This is a genomic window from Bradyrhizobium sp. 186, from assembly GCF_023101685.1.
Taxonomy (GTDB): Bacteria; Pseudomonadota; Alphaproteobacteria; order Rhizobiales; family Xanthobacteraceae; genus Bradyrhizobium.
Window position 1 is genome coordinate 6452204 of record NZ_CP082164.1, and the last position, 14590, is coordinate 6466793.

The following is a 14590-nucleotide window of genomic DNA, read 5'->3' on the forward strand; positions in this document are numbered from 1 at the left end:
TGCCGCACCAGCTTAGGGGCAATCCTTCGCGAGGGGCAGATTTCGCATACACCTTGGACCTAGTGGCTCATCACAGTGATTTTGACTCTTTGGCGGTGGCTGGATAGGCGCGGCCGAGTTTGGCGCGGGCCTTGTCGGTTGTGAACATCCATTTGATGCGGGCTCGGGTTTTATTCCGCCGCTTTTGCCATGCTGCGATCTCGTTTCGGAGCCTTTTGGGGTCGTCGATGCGGCGGCCGAGGCACTGGCGCTGGAGCACGCTGATCTCGCACTCGACCATATTGAGCCAACTGGCGTGTTTCGGGGTGAAGTGGAATTCGAGGCGGCGCAGGATGCGACGGGCCTCAGCAGGCGCAAATGCTTGATACAACGCGCCGGCGGTATGGATCGACAGATTGTCCTGCACGAGGCGGATGCAGTCGGCGTCGGGATAATGGACGTCGACGAGTTCGCGCATGCAGTAGGCGTAGTCCACGGCGGCGCGGTGCTCGGTGACCTTGACGTTGCGCCAGCCACGATGCGGGTCGAAGGTAACGAAGAGATTGACGGTGCCGTTGCGGCGGTACTCGTAATCGTAACGCTCGCGCTGTCCCGGCTCGGCTGGAATCGGCTGACGGACCTCGCCGATGAGCTGGACGGGGGTCTCGTCGAAGCAGACCAGCGGCCGGACGGGATCCGGCGCCTCGGCGTAGAGGTCGAGCACGTCCTCCATGCGGGCGACGTATTCGCCGTCGACATAGGGGATGCACCACATGTCCCTGCGCCATGGCTTGAGGTCGTTCTCGGCCAGCCGGCGACGCACGGTCTCGCCCGACAGGCTGTCATGATCGGTGAGCTTGACCATCGTGTCCGCCAGCAGCGTCAGCGTCCAACGTTTGCGGCCGGCGGGCGGCTTGGCGCACGCCGTCGCCACCAGCAGGGCCTCCTCCTTGCCGGTCAATTTGCGCTCTGCGCCCGGACGCGGTTCCTCGCTCAAGGCCCGCTCCAGATTGCCTTCCACGAAGCGGCGCTTGGTCCGGCCGATGCTGGACAGGCTGACCCGGACAGACCGGGCAATCTCCGCGTCGCAACTGCCGGCATCGGCCGCCAGCAAAATCTGCGCCCGCTTGAGCTTGCGGGCAGCATGCTTCCCGCCGCCCAGCATCGCCGTCAGTTCGTCCCGCTCGATTTGGCTCAATTCGACCCGATAACGTACATTCATGCTTCGCCTCCTTGTCGGAGGCCGGGACGAATCCAGCGATGAGTCAAAAATCAGGCACGCACTTCACGGAGAAGCAGGGACACTACCTGGCCTTTATCTACACCTACGCGCACATGTTCGGACGCCCACCCGCCGAAACCGACATGCAGCGCCATTTCCGCGTCAGCCCGCCTTCGGTCCACCAGATGATCGTCACCCTCGAACGAAACGGTTTCATTCGCCGTCAACCTGGCGTCCCCAGAAGCATCGAAATCCTCGTGCCGCCGGAAAGCTTGCCGATCCTCGAATGGCTCGGTATCAAAACGTCAAAATCACTGTGATGAACCACTGCGTGGCGCGAAGCCGTTATGTCGGCGGTACGCTTGCGGCACGGTCGCCGATCACAGGCGAGATCACCGCCCATGTGCACGAGATCGGCGCCGAGGAGACGCAGACCGCAATCGACAAGGCTCATGCCGCCTTCCTCGAATGGCGCCTGGTTCCTGCCCCGAAACGCGGCGAACTCGTCCGGCTTCTTGGCGAAGAACTGCGCGCCAACAAGCAGGCTCTCGGCACGCTCGTTTCGATCGAAGTCGGCAAGATCAAGTCGGAGGGCCTCGGCGAGGTCCAGGAGATGATCGACATCTGCGACTTCGCCTTGGGCCTGTCTCGTCAACTGTATGGCCTGACCATCACAACGGAGCGAAGTGAGCATCGGATGATGGAGACGTGGCATCCGCTCGGCGTCACCGGGATCATCTCGGCATTCAATTTCCCGGTCGCGGTGTGGTCGTGGAATGCGGCGCTGGCCCTGATTTGCGGCAACAGCATCGTCTGGAAGCCGTCCGAGAAAACGCCGCTGACCGCGCTAGCGACCGAAGCGCTGTTCGCGCGCGCCCTCGCACGCTTCAGGCTGGAGGGCGGTCACGCTCCGGACGCGCTTTCAATCGTGCTGATCGGCGGCCGCGCCATCGGCGAAATCCTCGCCGACCATGCCAAGGTGCCTTTGGTTTCAGCGACCGGATCGACGGCCATGGGCCGCGCCGTCGGGCCGCGACTTGCCCGGCGTTTTGCCCGCGCGATCCTGGAGCTCGGCGGCAACAACGCCGCCATCGTCACGCCGACCGCCGACCTCGACCTGACATTGCGTGGTGTCGCGTTCGCGGCCATGGGCACGGCCGGGCAGCGCTGCACGACGCTGCGCCGTCTCTTCGTCCACGAGAGCGTCTACGACACATTTGTTCCGCGTCTGAAGCGGGCCTATCAAAGCGTGACGGTTGGCAATCCGCTCGAGGACGGCAATCTGGTCGGTCCGCTGATCGATGGCACGGCCTATTCGTCCATGCAGAGGGCGCTCGGTGAAGCTCGCGCGGCCAGCGGCTCGGTGCTCGGCGGCGATCGCGTTGTGTTCGAGGGGGCCGATGAGGCCTACTACGTTCGGCCGGCGCTGGTCGAGATCGCCGATCAGACCGGACCGGTCGAGCATGAGACCTTCGCGCCCATCCTCTACGTCATCAAATATCGCGATTTCGACGCGGTGCTCGGCCTGCACAACGCAGTTCCGCAAGGCCTCTCGTCCTCGGTCTTCACCAACGATTTGCGCGAGGCGGAAGCCTTCCTGTCGGCGCGGGGCTCCGATTGCGGCATCGCCAACGTCAATATCGGCCCGTCGGGAGCCGAGATCGGCGGCGCTTTCGGTGGCGAAAAAGAGACCGGCGGCGGGCGCGAGTCGGGCTCGGACGCGTGGAAAGCCTATATGCGGCGCGCCACCAACACCATCAACTACGGCCGGACTTTGCCGCTCGCCCAGGGCGTCAAGTTTGACGTGACCTGAGGGAGAAACACGCATGAACGCTCCCATACTCACGTCGTCGCTGCTTCGGCCGGCGAACCGCCTCTCCGCGATCGGCGTGTCGGAGATTCTGAAGATCAGCGGGCTCGCTGCCGCGATGAAGCGCCAGGGCCAGGACATCATCATCCTGGGCGCCGGCGAACCCGACTTCGATACGCCGGAGTCGATCAAGGATGCCGCCGAGCGCGCCATGCGCGCCGGCGCCACCAAATACACCGCTCTCGACGGCTCGCTCGAGCTCAAGGCCGCCATCCGCGCAAAGTTCAAGCGCGATAACGGGCTCGATTTCGCGCAAGACGAGATCACCGTGTCAGCCGGCGCCAAGCAGGTGCTCTTCAACGCCATGATGGCCACCATCAACCCCGGCGACGAGGTCATCATCCCGACGCCGTTCTGGGTGACTTACGCCGACATCGTCGCGATCGCCGGCGGCACGCCGGTGCTGGTGCCATGTTCCGAGGCCAATGGCTTTCGGCTTCAAGGTGATGCCCTTGAACGCGCCATCACGTCTCGCACGCGATGGCTGATGCTGAACTCGCCGTCCAATCCATCCGGCGCGGCCTATTCGGAAACCGATTATCGGCCGATCCTCGACGTACTTATCAAGCATCCGCATGTCTGGCTGATGGTCGACGACATCTACGAGCATATCATCTACGGCGACTTTCGTTTCGTCACGCCGGCGGCGATCGAACCGGCTCTCCGCAGCCGGACACTGACCGTCAATGGCGTCTCGAAAGCCTACGCGATGACCGGCTGGCGCATCGGCTACGGGGCTGGGCCAAGCCCTCTGATCCGTGCGATGGCTGTCGTCCAGAGCCAATCGACCTCCTGCCCGTCATCGGTCAGCCAGGCTGCGGCCATTGAGGCCCTGAACGGCCCGCAAGATTTCATCCGGGACCGCTGCCGGTCATTTCAACAGCGGCGCGATCTTGTCGTCGGCGCGTTGAACGCGATTGACGGCATCAATTGCCGCATGCCCGACGGCGCTTTCTACACATTTGCGAGTTGCGCCGGCCTGATCGGCAAAATCACGCCGGACGGTCAAACACTGCGTAACGACACCGACTTCGCGGAGTACCTTCTTCGCGCCGTTGGCGTTGCCGTCATCCCTGGATCGGCTTTCGGGCTTGCACCGTATTTCAGGATTTCCTACGCGACATCGGCCGCCGAGCTCGAGGACGCGTGCCAGCGCATCGCTTGCGCAGCTGCGCAGCTTTCGTGAGAGCCTCCACACGCTTGACAATGTCGATTAACAGAGGTCGACAGCTGCTGGCCTCAAACTGGCTGCCGCCTTATGGACGCCGGCAAGTCAGACGCTATCTATGGTCCGTGCACTCGCCATTGCAGAAGGGAATAGGCCGGATCGAACTCAGCGTGATGTTCGAATACACCTTCGACATGGGTTCCAATCGCGACGTTCTGTAGTGGATCGCCCAGCAGGTTACCCACCATCCGGACGCCGTCGGCCTGCGGAATCTCTACAAGTATGGCGAGGTAGGGGCCGTGTTGCGCTAGCGCCACGTGCGAGGGATGCCAGACTCGCTCCCAACTGAATATCCTGCCCCGTGGCTCGACTTCAGTCCACTGGGGATCAAAGGCATGGCAACGATGGCAGATCCACTCCGGCCCAAATTGCCACGTGTTGCAATGACTGCAGCGCTGAACCAGGAGACGGTTTTCGCGTAACCCCGCCCAGTAAGGCGCTGACAAGCCGTCGGGCTCGGCTATCGGGATTGGCAGGCCCGCGGGAAGATAGGTCGGGATTGCCTTGCTGCTCATAGGCTCGCTTCCGAGCCGAGAAGAAGATTGCTGACCGGTGTGACCATCGGACCGCCGATGACCATTGCCACGTCGTTCCTTTGCACCTGACTCGTCGACGTGCCGCGTACCTGGCGCACCGCCTCCAACACGAGCTCGAAGCCGTGCATATAGCATTCAGCCAGGTTGCCGCCGCTGGTGTTGAGCGGAAGCCGTCCAGATGGGGCCGTCAGGTTTTCGACTGTCAGAAAGTCATTGGCTTCCCCCGGCTTGAAGAAGCCATGCTCTGCCAGCGCCATCACCACACCGCCCGTGAAGTTTTCGTAGCATTGAACCACGCCGACATCGGATGGCCCAAGCCCCGCCATCCGGTAAAGGTCGGGCGCGACCGTATCGAAGCTCGCACTGGCATAGAGCGGCGAATTGTGGGGCATAGCCGCTGTGCGATATCCGGAACCGACCGCCGCACCTAGCACGTAGACGGGCTTGTGCCGGAATTCCCCGGCACGCTCCGCAGGTACGAGCACGAGCGCGGCGGCGCCGTCATTTTCCATGCAGCAGTCATAGAGATGAAACGGCTCGGCGATCCAGCGCGACGCATCGTATTTAGCCTCGTCCAGCGGCTTGCCGTGCATAACTGCGCGCGGATTCGCCTGGGCGTGATGGTAGGACGCCAGCGCAATGGCCCGCATTGCATCCTGTCGCACGCCGTGCTCGTGCATGTAGCGGCGCACGCGCATGGCAAAGCGCTGTGGGGGCGCCAGCACGCCATACGGCATCAGGTACGCCTTCTCGCCGGAAATCGTGTCGATACCCGTCGTCTGCCCGAAGCGACCATACTGGCCTTGTGCGAGTGAGCGAAACACGACGACGCAATCCGCCAAGCCCGCGACGATGGACGAGGCCGCATTGGCAACTGCCGCGCAGCAGCCACCACCGCCGCCACCCCATTGCATGGTCGCCGCACGAAGCCTTCGTGTGCCCAGCGCCGCGGCGAGCCGCGACGCATCGCTGCGATCCTCGCTATACGATGCAAAGCCATCGATGTCGCGCGGGTCCAGACCTGCATCCGCGCAAGCCGCCAGAATCGCCTTGAGAGCCAACTTGAACTCCGGATCGGGCGATGCCCCATGGCGAAAATAGTCCGTTTCGCCGATCCCGATCACGGCGACCCGGCCCCTGAGCGTGCGTTCGGCTTGCGCCCGCACCATCACACTTCAACATCCTGCCGCGGAGGTCTTGCCGCATCAGCGCCGAACGCTCCCGCTTCGGCAAGCCGTGCGAGGCGCGCGTCGTCGTAGCCGAGCAGCTCGCGCAGTACATTTTCGGTATGCTGTCCGACCGCGGGTGCCGCAACAGGATCGACGATCGGCGTGCGCGAATAGCGGATCGGCAGGTTGACGTTCGGAACCCAACCCAGCCTATCGTGCGGAATTCGCGTGACAAGGCCACGCTCCCGCGCTTCGGGTGAGCGGATGGCTTCCCCGACGGTCCGCACCTGCCCGCAGGGAACGCCGGCCACCCGCATCCGCGCCTGCCAGTGCGACCAGGGCTTCTGGGCAAACGCATCGCCAAGGATCGCGAACAGCTCCTCGCGCCGCCGGATGCGGTCGGGTCCGGTCGCGTAGATGTCGGCTGAAGCGAGATCGGCGCGATCGATCACCTGCGACACCAGACGCTGAAAAATCTTGTCGTTGCCGCAGTTGATATAGAAGGAACAGTCCTGCGCCTGAAACACGCCTGACGGACATGTATCCGGACTGGTGTTTCCCTGCCGCTGCGGATTTGCGCCGCTGAACAGATGTTGCATTGTGGCATAGCCCGTCATCAGCACGGCATTGTCGAACAGCGAGATCTCGACCGCCTGGCCGTGGCCGCTGCGCTCGCGGGCAACGAGCGCGCCAAGGATCGCGTTGCAGGCCATCATCGCCGTACTGATGTCCATGACCGGCGACAGCGCCCGCACACCTTCGCGATCGGCGTAGCCGTTCATGGACACGAAGCCGCTCTCGACCTGCGCGATCGGGTCGAAACCAAGTCGATCGGAAAATCTCCCCTCGCGTCCATAGGCCGACACGGAGCAATAGATGATCTCGGGCCTAATCTTGCGGCAGGCCTCATAGTCAAGCCCAAACCGCGCCATGACGCCGGTCGAGAAGTTCTCGACGACGACATCCGCGGTCGCGATCAATTCGCGCGCGATCGCGACGCCCTCCGGCGACTTGAGGTCGAGGGCGACGCTCTGCTTGTTGCGATTGGTCCAAACGAAGGGCGCGCCGTGATTGAGCCCGGGATGCACGGGCGGATAGCGACGAAGGTCGTCGCCGCGGCCTGGCGCCTCGATCTTGATGACCTCGGCGCCCATGTCGGCGAGGATCATCGTCGCGAAAGGCCCGGCGATGAAGTGCGAGAAATCGACGACCCGTATCCCCTGGAGGGCTTTCGGCGCCTGGGCCGGGCGTGGCGTATGCTCAGGAAAGTCCGCTTCGATGTTGTCCAACATGCCTATATCCACCGGTTTGCCGCAAGGCGGCCGTGAGATTCGCGTTGGCCGTCGCCAGCTCGGCCACGACGCGTCAGTTGCCTTTCGATTGCTCGCCCGTCGCGCATCCACCCTGATCGATCGGCCGAAATGCCTCCGGGCCACTCAGCACGCCGACGTTTTCCAGAAGGTCCCACTTGCCCTTCGACGCCTTGGGATCCTTCACTTTCAGGATGTACATGTTATGGATGGCGCGGCCGTCTGCCCGTACGACGACGGGTCCAAACAGCTCGTCATCGATCGGCTGCTCCTTCATCTTTCGGATCACCGGCTGTGCGTCGTTGGTCCCCGCAGCCAGCGCCGCATTCAGATAGGCGAGCACCGACGAATAGACTCCCGCGTGAAACGCCGTTGGTGACTGCCCGTGTTGACGCGCGCTGAACTTCGCCGACCAGACTCGGCTGGCATCGTTGAGGTCCCAATAGAACGGCTGCGTGATAATGAGCCCCTGCCCTACGGCGAGGCCGCTCGCCTCGACATCATTCGTCGTGGTCAACAACGCGGCGAAGGTCTTGCCGTTCTGTTTCAGCCCGAACTCAGAGGATTGCTTGATCAGGTTGACGGTGTCGCCGCCGGCGGTCGCGAAAGCGATCACGTCGGCGCCCGAAGCGTCCGCCTGCAGAATGAACGAGGCATAGTCGGCGTTGTTGATGGGCACATTGACCGATCCAAGCACGGTGCCGCCGCCCGTGCCGATCACCGACGTGCCATCGCGCACCATGGACTTGCCAAGCGCATTGTCAGTCGCGATGAAGTACCACTTCTTGCCGCCGTGATGCACGAGGTAGTTTCCGATCGTGTGCGAGGCCGCCCAGGTGTCGAACGTCCACTGGATCGTATTCGGCGAGCAGTACTTGCCGGTAAGGTCGGATGAGGCTGCGCTGGACGCAATCAACGCCGTCTTGCTGCCGCGCACGACCTCGTTGACGGCGAGACCTACCGCCGAGTTCGGCACGTCGGCGACCGCATCAATCTTTTCCTGATCGATCCATCGACGCGCAATTCCGGCCCCGACATCCGCCTTGTTCTGGTGATCCGCCGAAATGATCTCGACCTTGAAATCGGGATGCTGCTGCATGAAGTCCTCAGCCGCCATCTTCGCCGCGGTGACCGAGCCCTCGCCGGCATTGTCAGAATACGGGCCCGAAGCGTCGTTCAGGACGCCGATCTTCATCGTGCGCACCGTATCCGCCAGAGCAGACGAGTAGGCAGTGATGGCGAGGAAGGAAGCTCCGAAAATGTACGCAAGAACCTTCATTATTTTCCACCCTTGACGATGTTATTTGTTCTTTCAGAGATCGAGGACGAGCGTGCGTGATCTGGCGCCTGAGCAGCAGATCATCATGATCTTGTTCGCCGCCTGCTCCTCTTTGCTTAGGAATTGGTCGCGATGGTCAGGTATGCCTTCGAGCACACGCGTTTCGCAGGTGCCGCAGACCCCTTCGGCGCAAGCGTGATTGGCAGTGATTCCCGCATCCAACAGGGCTTCGAGAATGGTCTTGCCTGCGCCGACCTCGATCGTCCGGTTGCTTCGGGCGAGCCTGACCTCGAAACCGCCTTCGATCGCCGGTGTTTCCCTGGCCTTGAAATATTCAACATGCACATGGCCGACGGGACGATCCGCCGTCGCAGCCTCGAATGCTTCGAGCATCGGCAGCGGGCCGCAGCAATAGAGGTGAGCCCGCATCGGCGCAGTTCTGACGAGTGCTGGAAGATCGAACATGCGCCCGGACCGCTCATCGTCAAAGTCGACGTGCACTTTCGGGGGCTCGTTCGATCCAAGCGCATTGAGCTCGTCGAGAAATGCCGCGGCGCGCCGCGTCCTGGCGGCATAGACAAGCTCCCAGGAGCGCCCCAGCGTCTCCAGGCGGCGGACCATCGACAACAGGGGCGTAATCCCGATCCCGCCGGCAATCAGGACCGAGTGCTCGGCCGCCTCGCAAAGCGCAAAATTGTTCCGCGGACGGGACACCGTGACGATGTCGCCCACCCCAAGATTGTCGTGCACGAAGCTCGAGCCGCCCCGGCCGGCGAGATCCTTGTTGACGGCGATGACATAGCGGTGCCGCTCACACTGATCGTTCAGCAGCGAATAGCTGCGGATCATGCCATTCGGCAGATGGAGGTCGATATGGCCGCCGGCTGTGAAAGGGATAAGATCTTCTCCCGCCGGCGACACCAATTCGTACGAATTGATGTTATCGGCCTCATAGCTGATGCGCTTGACCCGGAGCTCGATCAGGCTTTCAGCCATGGCGCAGACCTCCGGATTGACGCCCGCGGAGCGTTGTGGAGGGCTTGATGCGCTCACAGCTCGTACCCGAAATCGGCACCCAGCCTTGCGCGCATGAAGGGTGCGCCAGCATCGACCCAGGAATCCTCCGGCGGCAGCCGCAGCGATACCGCTCGCACCATGAAGACGTCGGGATCGGTCACGCCTTTCGGCTTCGTTCCGTGATCGCGATAGGCACCGAGCGCCTCCAGGATGAAACGCCGTGTCATCGCGATTCCGGTGTCGCTCGAGCAGAGGTTCTCCCTGGTTCGATCGAAGATCGGCGACACGCCGCTTTGGCAGGCGCCATCCTGGACCCAGAGTCCCGGCAGGCCGGAGAACCAGGTCGTTTGCTGCGCCTGATGGTCGAACTGGAAGCCGTTCTGGGGATTGTATTTCGTCCAGTAGCCCGCGTACGGGACCGTCACCGGATGCTGGACGAGCGAATGGCGGCTGGCGTGCCCGCTTTCGCGGCCATTGTGCCCTTCGGCGAATATCTGCCGCGTCTTCGGCAGCAGCGGCTCCGACGGATGATATGAGAACATGATGCAGAGCGTGTTCTCGTCGTCGATCGGCACCCAGGCGTGGCCACTCAAATCCGGGAACGGCGACAACGGCGGAACGAGCGTGTAGAACGGCAGCATGAACTGATTGACGCGCCAGTACAGCGTGTTTGCGTCGTAGTTTCGACGCGCAGCGATGCTCATCCCGAAATCCTGCTTGATGCATTCGAACGTCGGGCGAAGGTCACGCTTCTGGATCCAGGCACTTGTCGTGCCCTGCGAATCCAGTCGACCGTGAAGCAGGGGCGCATGGGCGGAATCGATCTCGCCTTCAACCGCCTGAAGCCAATTGCACTCCTGGACGCGGACCGAGATATGCACCTGCTCCTGCGGGACCAGATTCCACTCGACATTCGGCAACGGCGGAAGGTCGGCCTGATCCGGCCCCATGTAGGCCCAGATCATCCCGTTGCGCTCCTTGCAGGGATAGGCCTTGATCCGCAGACGCTCCTTGAGGCGGCTGCGGGCTGGCTCGGCCGGCATATCTGTCACGGCGCCCGTCACGTCGAACTTCCAGCCGTGATAGACACACCGCAGGCCGCAATCCTCGTTTCTTCCAAAGATCAGCGGCGCACCCCGATGCGGACAAGCCTGATCGACCAGCCCGACACGGCCCTCTGAGTCCCTGAAGGCGACAAGATCCTCTCCCAGCAGCCGGATGCGCTTCGGTTGGCCGTCGTTGACCAGATCCGCCGACGGCAGGAATGGAATCCAGTAGAGACGAAAGAGATCCCCGAGGGGGGTGCCCTTTCCAACCCTCACCAGGCGTTCATTGTCTTCACGCGAGAGCATGAGTTTCCTCCGTTGAATTGCGCACAGTCATGCGCCCTGCTTCGAGGGGCCGCCCAAAAGCGCTGCAACGCGGCATGACAGTCCGAGATCACGTGCAGTCCAAAGCGGATCGGCCGCAGCGAGAGGCTTCCGCGGCACAGGGGGCTCCCTGCCGATCTCCACAAGATTCACGATCATTTCGATCCGGCGCCGCTCCAACTGCTTCAGGGCGTCCTCGATGACGAGGCCTTCCGCGGTGCAGCCCGGCAGCTCTGGATAGGCAAGCCGCACACGCCAGTTGCCGGGCTCGGTTTCAACCGCCTCGGCCTCGAGAAGGTAGGGAATCGACAAGAACTCGCGCAGATTCAAGCAACCCTCCCCTGCGACGACATTTCCTTAACGTCATTCTTAATACGTATACGTACTACTTTGTCGAATGAGTTGCAATAACCAGTGGAGGTTAGTCGGTGATTTCGAACGGACTGCTCGGGCCAATCGTCTGGCGCGGGGTTGAGAGCCGTTGGCCAAGCTGCTAACGGCTAAGCGTGTTTCGAGGCGACAACTCAGGTCAACGACGGCATGTCAGCCGACAAGGCAACGAAAACGACCGCGGCGGATATCGCGCGCAACTGGCGGCTGGAGGGAGGTATCGGATTCCTCCTCCGATTGCTTGATGCCCGCTATGACGTGCTCTACCAAGACCTGACGGGCCAGAGCGATGTCACACCACGACAGTTCGGCGTGCTGATCGCTCTCTATCAAAACGGCCCTCTCACTCCGTCCGCGCTTGCGGAGCGTATCAGCTGCGACCGGAATACGCTGAGCGAGATGCTCAAGAGAATGACGGCCCGGAAGCTGATCTCGAAAAAGAGCAATTCGGAGGACCGCCGATCCATTCGGGTTCAGATCACCGCCAAAGGTGAAGAAACCCTCCTGAACGTTGTTCCAGCCGCAGCCGAGCTGCAGAGCACCATGCTGGCTCCCCTGAGCAAGGACGATCGCGCGCATTTCCTCAAGTGCATGTTGGCGATCGCAAAGACCTCGGCGGCCGAACCTTCTTCCTCAGACGATTGACAAAGGGACGCCATTGTACTCCGGCGGCTCGACTACCGTGCACGATAACGCACCGGAAGACGCTTCACGCCGCCGAGGAAGGAAGTTTCCGTCCAGGCCGGCTTGCCCGCAAGTTCGATCCGGTCGACCCGCCTGACCAATTCACGGAAGAACGCCACAACTTCAGCCTTAGCGAGGTGCCTGCCGATGCAGGCGTGAATACCAAAGCCAAAACCGAGATGACGGTTGGGCGAACGCTCCGGCATGAACTCAAACGGACGATCGAAGGCTTCTTCGTCGCGATTGCCGGACGGATAGCTGATGAAGAGGCTGTCGCCGGCCCTGATCGTCTTGCCACGAATCTCGTAGTCGACCGCCGCCGTCCGGAAGAAATGCTTGACCGGCGATACCCAGCGCACCATTTCCTCCGCAGCATCGGGCAGCAAATCGGGATCGTTCTGGAGGCGCGCCATGCAATCCGGATTCTCGATCAGCGCGAGCAGACCGCCGGCAATCGTCGCGCTCGTTGTGTCGTGGCCGGCGCTGGCGAGCGCAACGTAGTATGAATAGGCCTCAAAATCCTCGATCGGTCGACCGTCGATTTCCGACGTTGCAATAACGGTTGCGACGTCGTCCTGCGGATTTTGCCGCCTCTCCTTTGCGACATCCCTGAAATAGTCGACATAGGCGATCGTCGCGTCGATCAGGTCCGAGCCGTTCTGCATGTCCGGATCGCCACCGCCGAAATAGGCCTGGGTGATCTTCAGCAGGCGTGCCTCGTCGCTACGCGGCAGCCCAAGAATCGTCATCAGGACGCGCAGCGGATAGTAGATCGCAATCTCGTTGTAGAAATCGCATTCGCGGCCAATCGCAAGAAGTCGATCGACGCTCTCCCTTGCCAAGGTCTCCATGCGCTCCGCCAGCGTCCGGATGTGGCGCGGCTGGAACCAGGCATGGGTCAGCTTCTGATACTTGGCGTGGTCCGGATTATCCATCTGCGGCAAGGCCCGCACCAGCATGGGTTTGCCGTTCATGGCTTCCCGTACCTTGCCTTCGAACTCGATGCTCAGCAGCTTCGTCCGCGGCGCGTTAATAAACCGATCGGCCTGGCGTTCGATCTCGATGATGTCGGCGTATTTGGAAATTGTCCAGAATGGACGGCACCCGTCAGGCCGGGTCCAATGGATTGGATCATCACGTCGCAAGCTCGCAAAGACGCGATGCTGGAGGTCGACATTACCGTAAGTCTTGTGATCGGCGATTGCATTGTCCAATGCGATATCGAGCATTTTTACGCCTCCCCGCTATTTATGATTTATGCAGCACTTCCAATCTCTCGCATCATCAGCGGCCACAACGCAGCATCCTCTGGCGCCGTTATGTCCGCTGCCCTCTTCCTTGATTTCGCTAGGTTCCGAACGCTCCCGCTTCTGCAAGGCGGGAGATCGCCTCGCCCGACAGGCCGAGGATCCGCGACAACACCTCATCACGATGAGCACCGACAGCGGGAATGTCGCGCTGCATGGATGTCGGCGCACCGGACATTTTCCAAGGCGCATTTACGCCCATGAATTCGCCGGCTTCGTCCGCGATTGCAGCGAACGCGCCGCGTTGCAGCAGATGCGGATCGCTCAACGTCGCGCCTGGATCGCGATATTCGGCACTGGGAACGCCGGCCTTGTCGAGCGCAGCCATGCACTCGCGCACCGAGTGCCGCTCGGTCCACGTCTCGATGACCTGCATCATCGCAGTCCAGTTCGCACCACGCCCCGGTACGGACTTGAAGCGCGGGTCATTGGCCAATTCGCTCTGCCCCGTCACCTCGCAGAGCGCGGCAAAGTTTCGCGGTGTGATTGGCGCAATCAGGATGTCGCCGTCGAGGGCGCGCACCGGGCCGTAGGCCGCCCGCGGCGAGCTGATCGGGAACTGCGCCTCCTGCAATTCGTAGACCAGCAGGTTCAGCATGCAGTCCATCAAGGCCACATCGATCCGTTGGCCGACCCCCGTTCGCGTGCGCTGGACCATCGCGGTCTGGATCGCCGCGTAGCCGAAGATCCCGCCAAGCACGTCGGCAACGAAGACCGCGCCGGCCGCCGGCCGATCTCGATCGCCGGCATATCGCATCAACGAACGGTCGAAGCCGCTCTCGGCGTGAACGATCATGGCATAGGCCGCGCGCTCCGCGGCGGGGCCCGACTGTCCGTAGCCGGAGATCGAGCAATAGATCAGGCGCGGATTGATCGCGCGCAGCGCCTCGTAGCCGAGGCCAAGACGGTCCATCACACCCGGCCGGAAATTCTCGACCAGAATGTCGGTCTCCTTGACCAATTGATGCACCAGCTTGATTGCGTCAGCACTTTTCAAGTCGAGGGCGAGGCTGCGCTTTCCGGCATTGAGCTGACCGAAATAGGCGCTGTGGCCGTCCCGGAGCGGCGTCCGCAGACGCATGTCATCGCCCTCGGGCGGCTCGATCTTGATTACCTCCGCGCCGACATCGGCGAGCAGCCGTGCACAATAAGGGCCCGCCAGTATGATCGAAAAATCGAGCACGCGCACGCCGGCGAGTGGCGCGGTCGGGGTTTTCTGCTCCTGCATG

14 protein-coding genes are annotated in these 14590 nt (G+C 62.2%); 4 read left to right on the forward strand and 10 right to left on the reverse strand.

Annotated elements, in window-relative coordinates; genetic code table 11:
* Positions 1-70 precede the first annotated feature (70 nt).
* The gene (locus IVB18_RS31130) at positions 71-1201 is read right to left on the reverse strand and encodes an IS630 family transposase (protein WP_247984173.1); all 1131 of its coding nucleotides are present in this window, start codon (positions 1199-1201) and stop codon (positions 71-73) included.
* A 38-nt stretch (positions 1202-1239) separates the two neighbouring features.
* Here IVB18_RS31130 and IVB18_RS31135 point away from each other — a divergent pair, with 38 nt between their 5' ends.
* Genes IVB18_RS31135 through IVB18_RS31145 form a run of 3 tightly spaced genes read left to right on the forward strand, consistent with a single transcriptional unit; the run spans position 1240 to position 4257 of the window.
* Positions 1240-1521 carry a helix-turn-helix domain-containing protein gene (locus IVB18_RS31135; RefSeq protein ID WP_247983521.1) on the forward strand — a complete coding sequence of 94 codons (282 nt, stop codon included), beginning with the start codon at positions 1240-1242 and terminating at the stop codon, positions 1519-1521.
* Between the two features lie 11 nt (positions 1522-1532).
* On the forward strand, positions 1533-3014 hold the full coding sequence (locus IVB18_RS31140) for an aldehyde dehydrogenase family protein (RefSeq protein ID WP_247984174.1): 1482 nt from the start codon (positions 1533-1535) through the stop codon (positions 3012-3014).
* 13 nt (positions 3015-3027) lie between these two features.
* Positions 3028-4257 carry a pyridoxal phosphate-dependent aminotransferase gene (locus IVB18_RS31145; RefSeq protein WP_247984175.1) on the forward strand — a complete coding sequence of 410 codons (1230 nt, stop codon included), beginning with the start codon at positions 3028-3030 and terminating at the stop codon, positions 4255-4257.
* 98 nt (positions 4258-4355) lie between these two features.
* Here IVB18_RS31145 and IVB18_RS31150 read toward each other — a convergent pair whose 3' ends face one another.
* The 7 genes from IVB18_RS31150 to IVB18_RS31180 form a co-directional block, all read right to left on the reverse strand.
* Entirely contained in the window at positions 4356-4814 is a 459-nt protein-coding gene (locus IVB18_RS31150) for a zinc ribbon domain-containing protein (RefSeq protein WP_247984176.1), read from the reverse strand.
* Entirely contained in the window at positions 4811-6004 is a 1194-nt protein-coding gene (locus IVB18_RS31155; protein ID WP_247984177.1) for an acetyl-CoA acetyltransferase, read from the reverse strand. The genes IVB18_RS31150 and IVB18_RS31155 overlap by 4 nt, the downstream gene beginning before the upstream one ends.
* A complete protein-coding gene (locus IVB18_RS31160; protein ID WP_247984178.1) occupies positions 6004-7296 on the reverse strand; it encodes a CoA transferase in 1293 nt (430 codons plus the stop codon). Before IVB18_RS31160 ends, IVB18_RS31155 begins: the two co-directional genes overlap by 1 nt.
* 73 nt (positions 7297-7369) lie before the next feature.
* On the reverse strand, positions 7370-8593 hold the full coding sequence (locus tag IVB18_RS31165; RefSeq protein WP_247984179.1) for an ABC transporter substrate-binding protein: 1224 nt from the start codon (positions 8591-8593) through the stop codon (positions 7370-7372).
* Between the two features lie 33 nt (positions 8594-8626).
* A complete protein-coding gene (locus tag IVB18_RS31170) occupies positions 8627-9589 on the reverse strand; it encodes a PDR/VanB family oxidoreductase (RefSeq protein WP_247984180.1) in 963 nt (320 codons plus the stop codon).
* A gap of 53 nt (positions 9590-9642) precedes the next feature.
* The gene (locus tag IVB18_RS31175) at positions 9643-10962 is read right to left on the reverse strand and encodes a Rieske 2Fe-2S domain-containing protein (protein WP_247984181.1); all 1320 of its coding nucleotides are present in this window, start codon (positions 10960-10962) and stop codon (positions 9643-9645) included.
* Between the two features lie 27 nt (positions 10963-10989).
* Entirely contained in the window at positions 10990-11310 is a 321-nt protein-coding gene (locus IVB18_RS31180) for a hypothetical protein (RefSeq protein ID WP_247984182.1), read from the reverse strand.
* Between the two features lie 210 nt (positions 11311-11520).
* Between IVB18_RS31180 and IVB18_RS31185 the strand changes: the two genes are divergently transcribed.
* On the forward strand, positions 11521-12015 hold the full coding sequence (locus IVB18_RS31185; protein WP_247984183.1) for a MarR family transcriptional regulator: 495 nt from the start codon (positions 11521-11523) through the stop codon (positions 12013-12015).
* A 32-nt stretch (positions 12016-12047) separates the two neighbouring features.
* On the opposite strand, the gene IVB18_RS31190 is transcribed toward IVB18_RS31185, so the two are convergent.
* Together IVB18_RS31190 and IVB18_RS31195 are read right to left on the reverse strand one after the other, a co-directional pair.
* Positions 12048-13283: a cytochrome P450 gene (locus tag IVB18_RS31190; RefSeq protein ID WP_247984184.1), complete on the reverse strand. Its 1236-nt coding sequence runs from the start codon at positions 13281-13283 to the stop codon at positions 12048-12050.
* A 118-nt stretch (positions 13284-13401) separates the two neighbouring features.
* On the reverse strand, positions 13402-14589 hold the full coding sequence (locus IVB18_RS31195) for a CaiB/BaiF CoA-transferase family protein (protein WP_247984185.1): 1188 nt from the start codon (positions 14587-14589) through the stop codon (positions 13402-13404).
* Position 14590: the final 1 nt, after the last annotated feature.

What these genes read in the sequence shown, in the direction of transcription:
- IVB18_RS31135 (WP_247983521.1), top strand. Translation starts at nt 1,240, where the DNA reads ATGAGTCAAAAATCAGGCACGCACTTCACGGAGAAGCAGGGACACTAC.
- IVB18_RS31145 (WP_247984175.1), top strand. Translation starts at nt 3,028, where the DNA reads ATGAACGCTCCCATACTCACGTCGTCGCTGCTTCGGCCGGCGAACCGC.
- IVB18_RS31185 (WP_247984183.1), top strand. Translation starts at nt 11,521, where the DNA reads ATGTCAGCCGACAAGGCAACGAAAACGACCGCGGCGGATATCGCGCGC.
- IVB18_RS31175 (WP_247984181.1), bottom strand. Translation starts at nt 10,962, where the DNA reads ATGCTCTCGCGTGAAGACAATGAACGCCTGGTGAGGGTTGGAAAGGGC.
- IVB18_RS31155 (WP_247984177.1), bottom strand. Translation starts at nt 6,004, where the DNA reads ATGGTGCGGGCGCAAGCCGAACGCACGCTCAGGGGCCGGGTCGCCGTG.
- IVB18_RS31170 (WP_247984180.1), bottom strand. Translation starts at nt 9,589, where the DNA reads ATGGCTGAAAGCCTGATCGAGCTCCGGGTCAAGCGCATCAGCTATGAG.
- IVB18_RS31150 (WP_247984176.1), bottom strand. Translation starts at nt 4,814, where the DNA reads ATGAGCAGCAAGGCAATCCCGACCTATCTTCCCGCGGGCCTGCCAATC.
- IVB18_RS31195 (WP_247984185.1), bottom strand. Translation starts at nt 14,589, where the DNA reads ATGCAGGAGCAGAAAACCCCGACCGCGCCACTCGCCGGCGTGCGCGTG.
- IVB18_RS31165 (WP_247984179.1), bottom strand. Translation starts at nt 8,593, where the DNA reads ATGAAGGTTCTTGCGTACATTTTCGGAGCTTCCTTCCTCGCCATCACT.
- IVB18_RS31190 (WP_247984184.1), bottom strand. Translation starts at nt 13,283, where the DNA reads ATGCTCGATATCGCATTGGACAATGCAATCGCCGATCACAAGACTTAC.
- IVB18_RS31160 (WP_247984178.1), bottom strand. Translation starts at nt 7,296, where the DNA reads ATGTTGGACAACATCGAAGCGGACTTTCCTGAGCATACGCCACGCCCG.
- IVB18_RS31130 (WP_247984173.1), bottom strand. Translation starts at nt 1,201, where the DNA reads ATGAATGTACGTTATCGGGTCGAATTGAGCCAAATCGAGCGGGACGAA.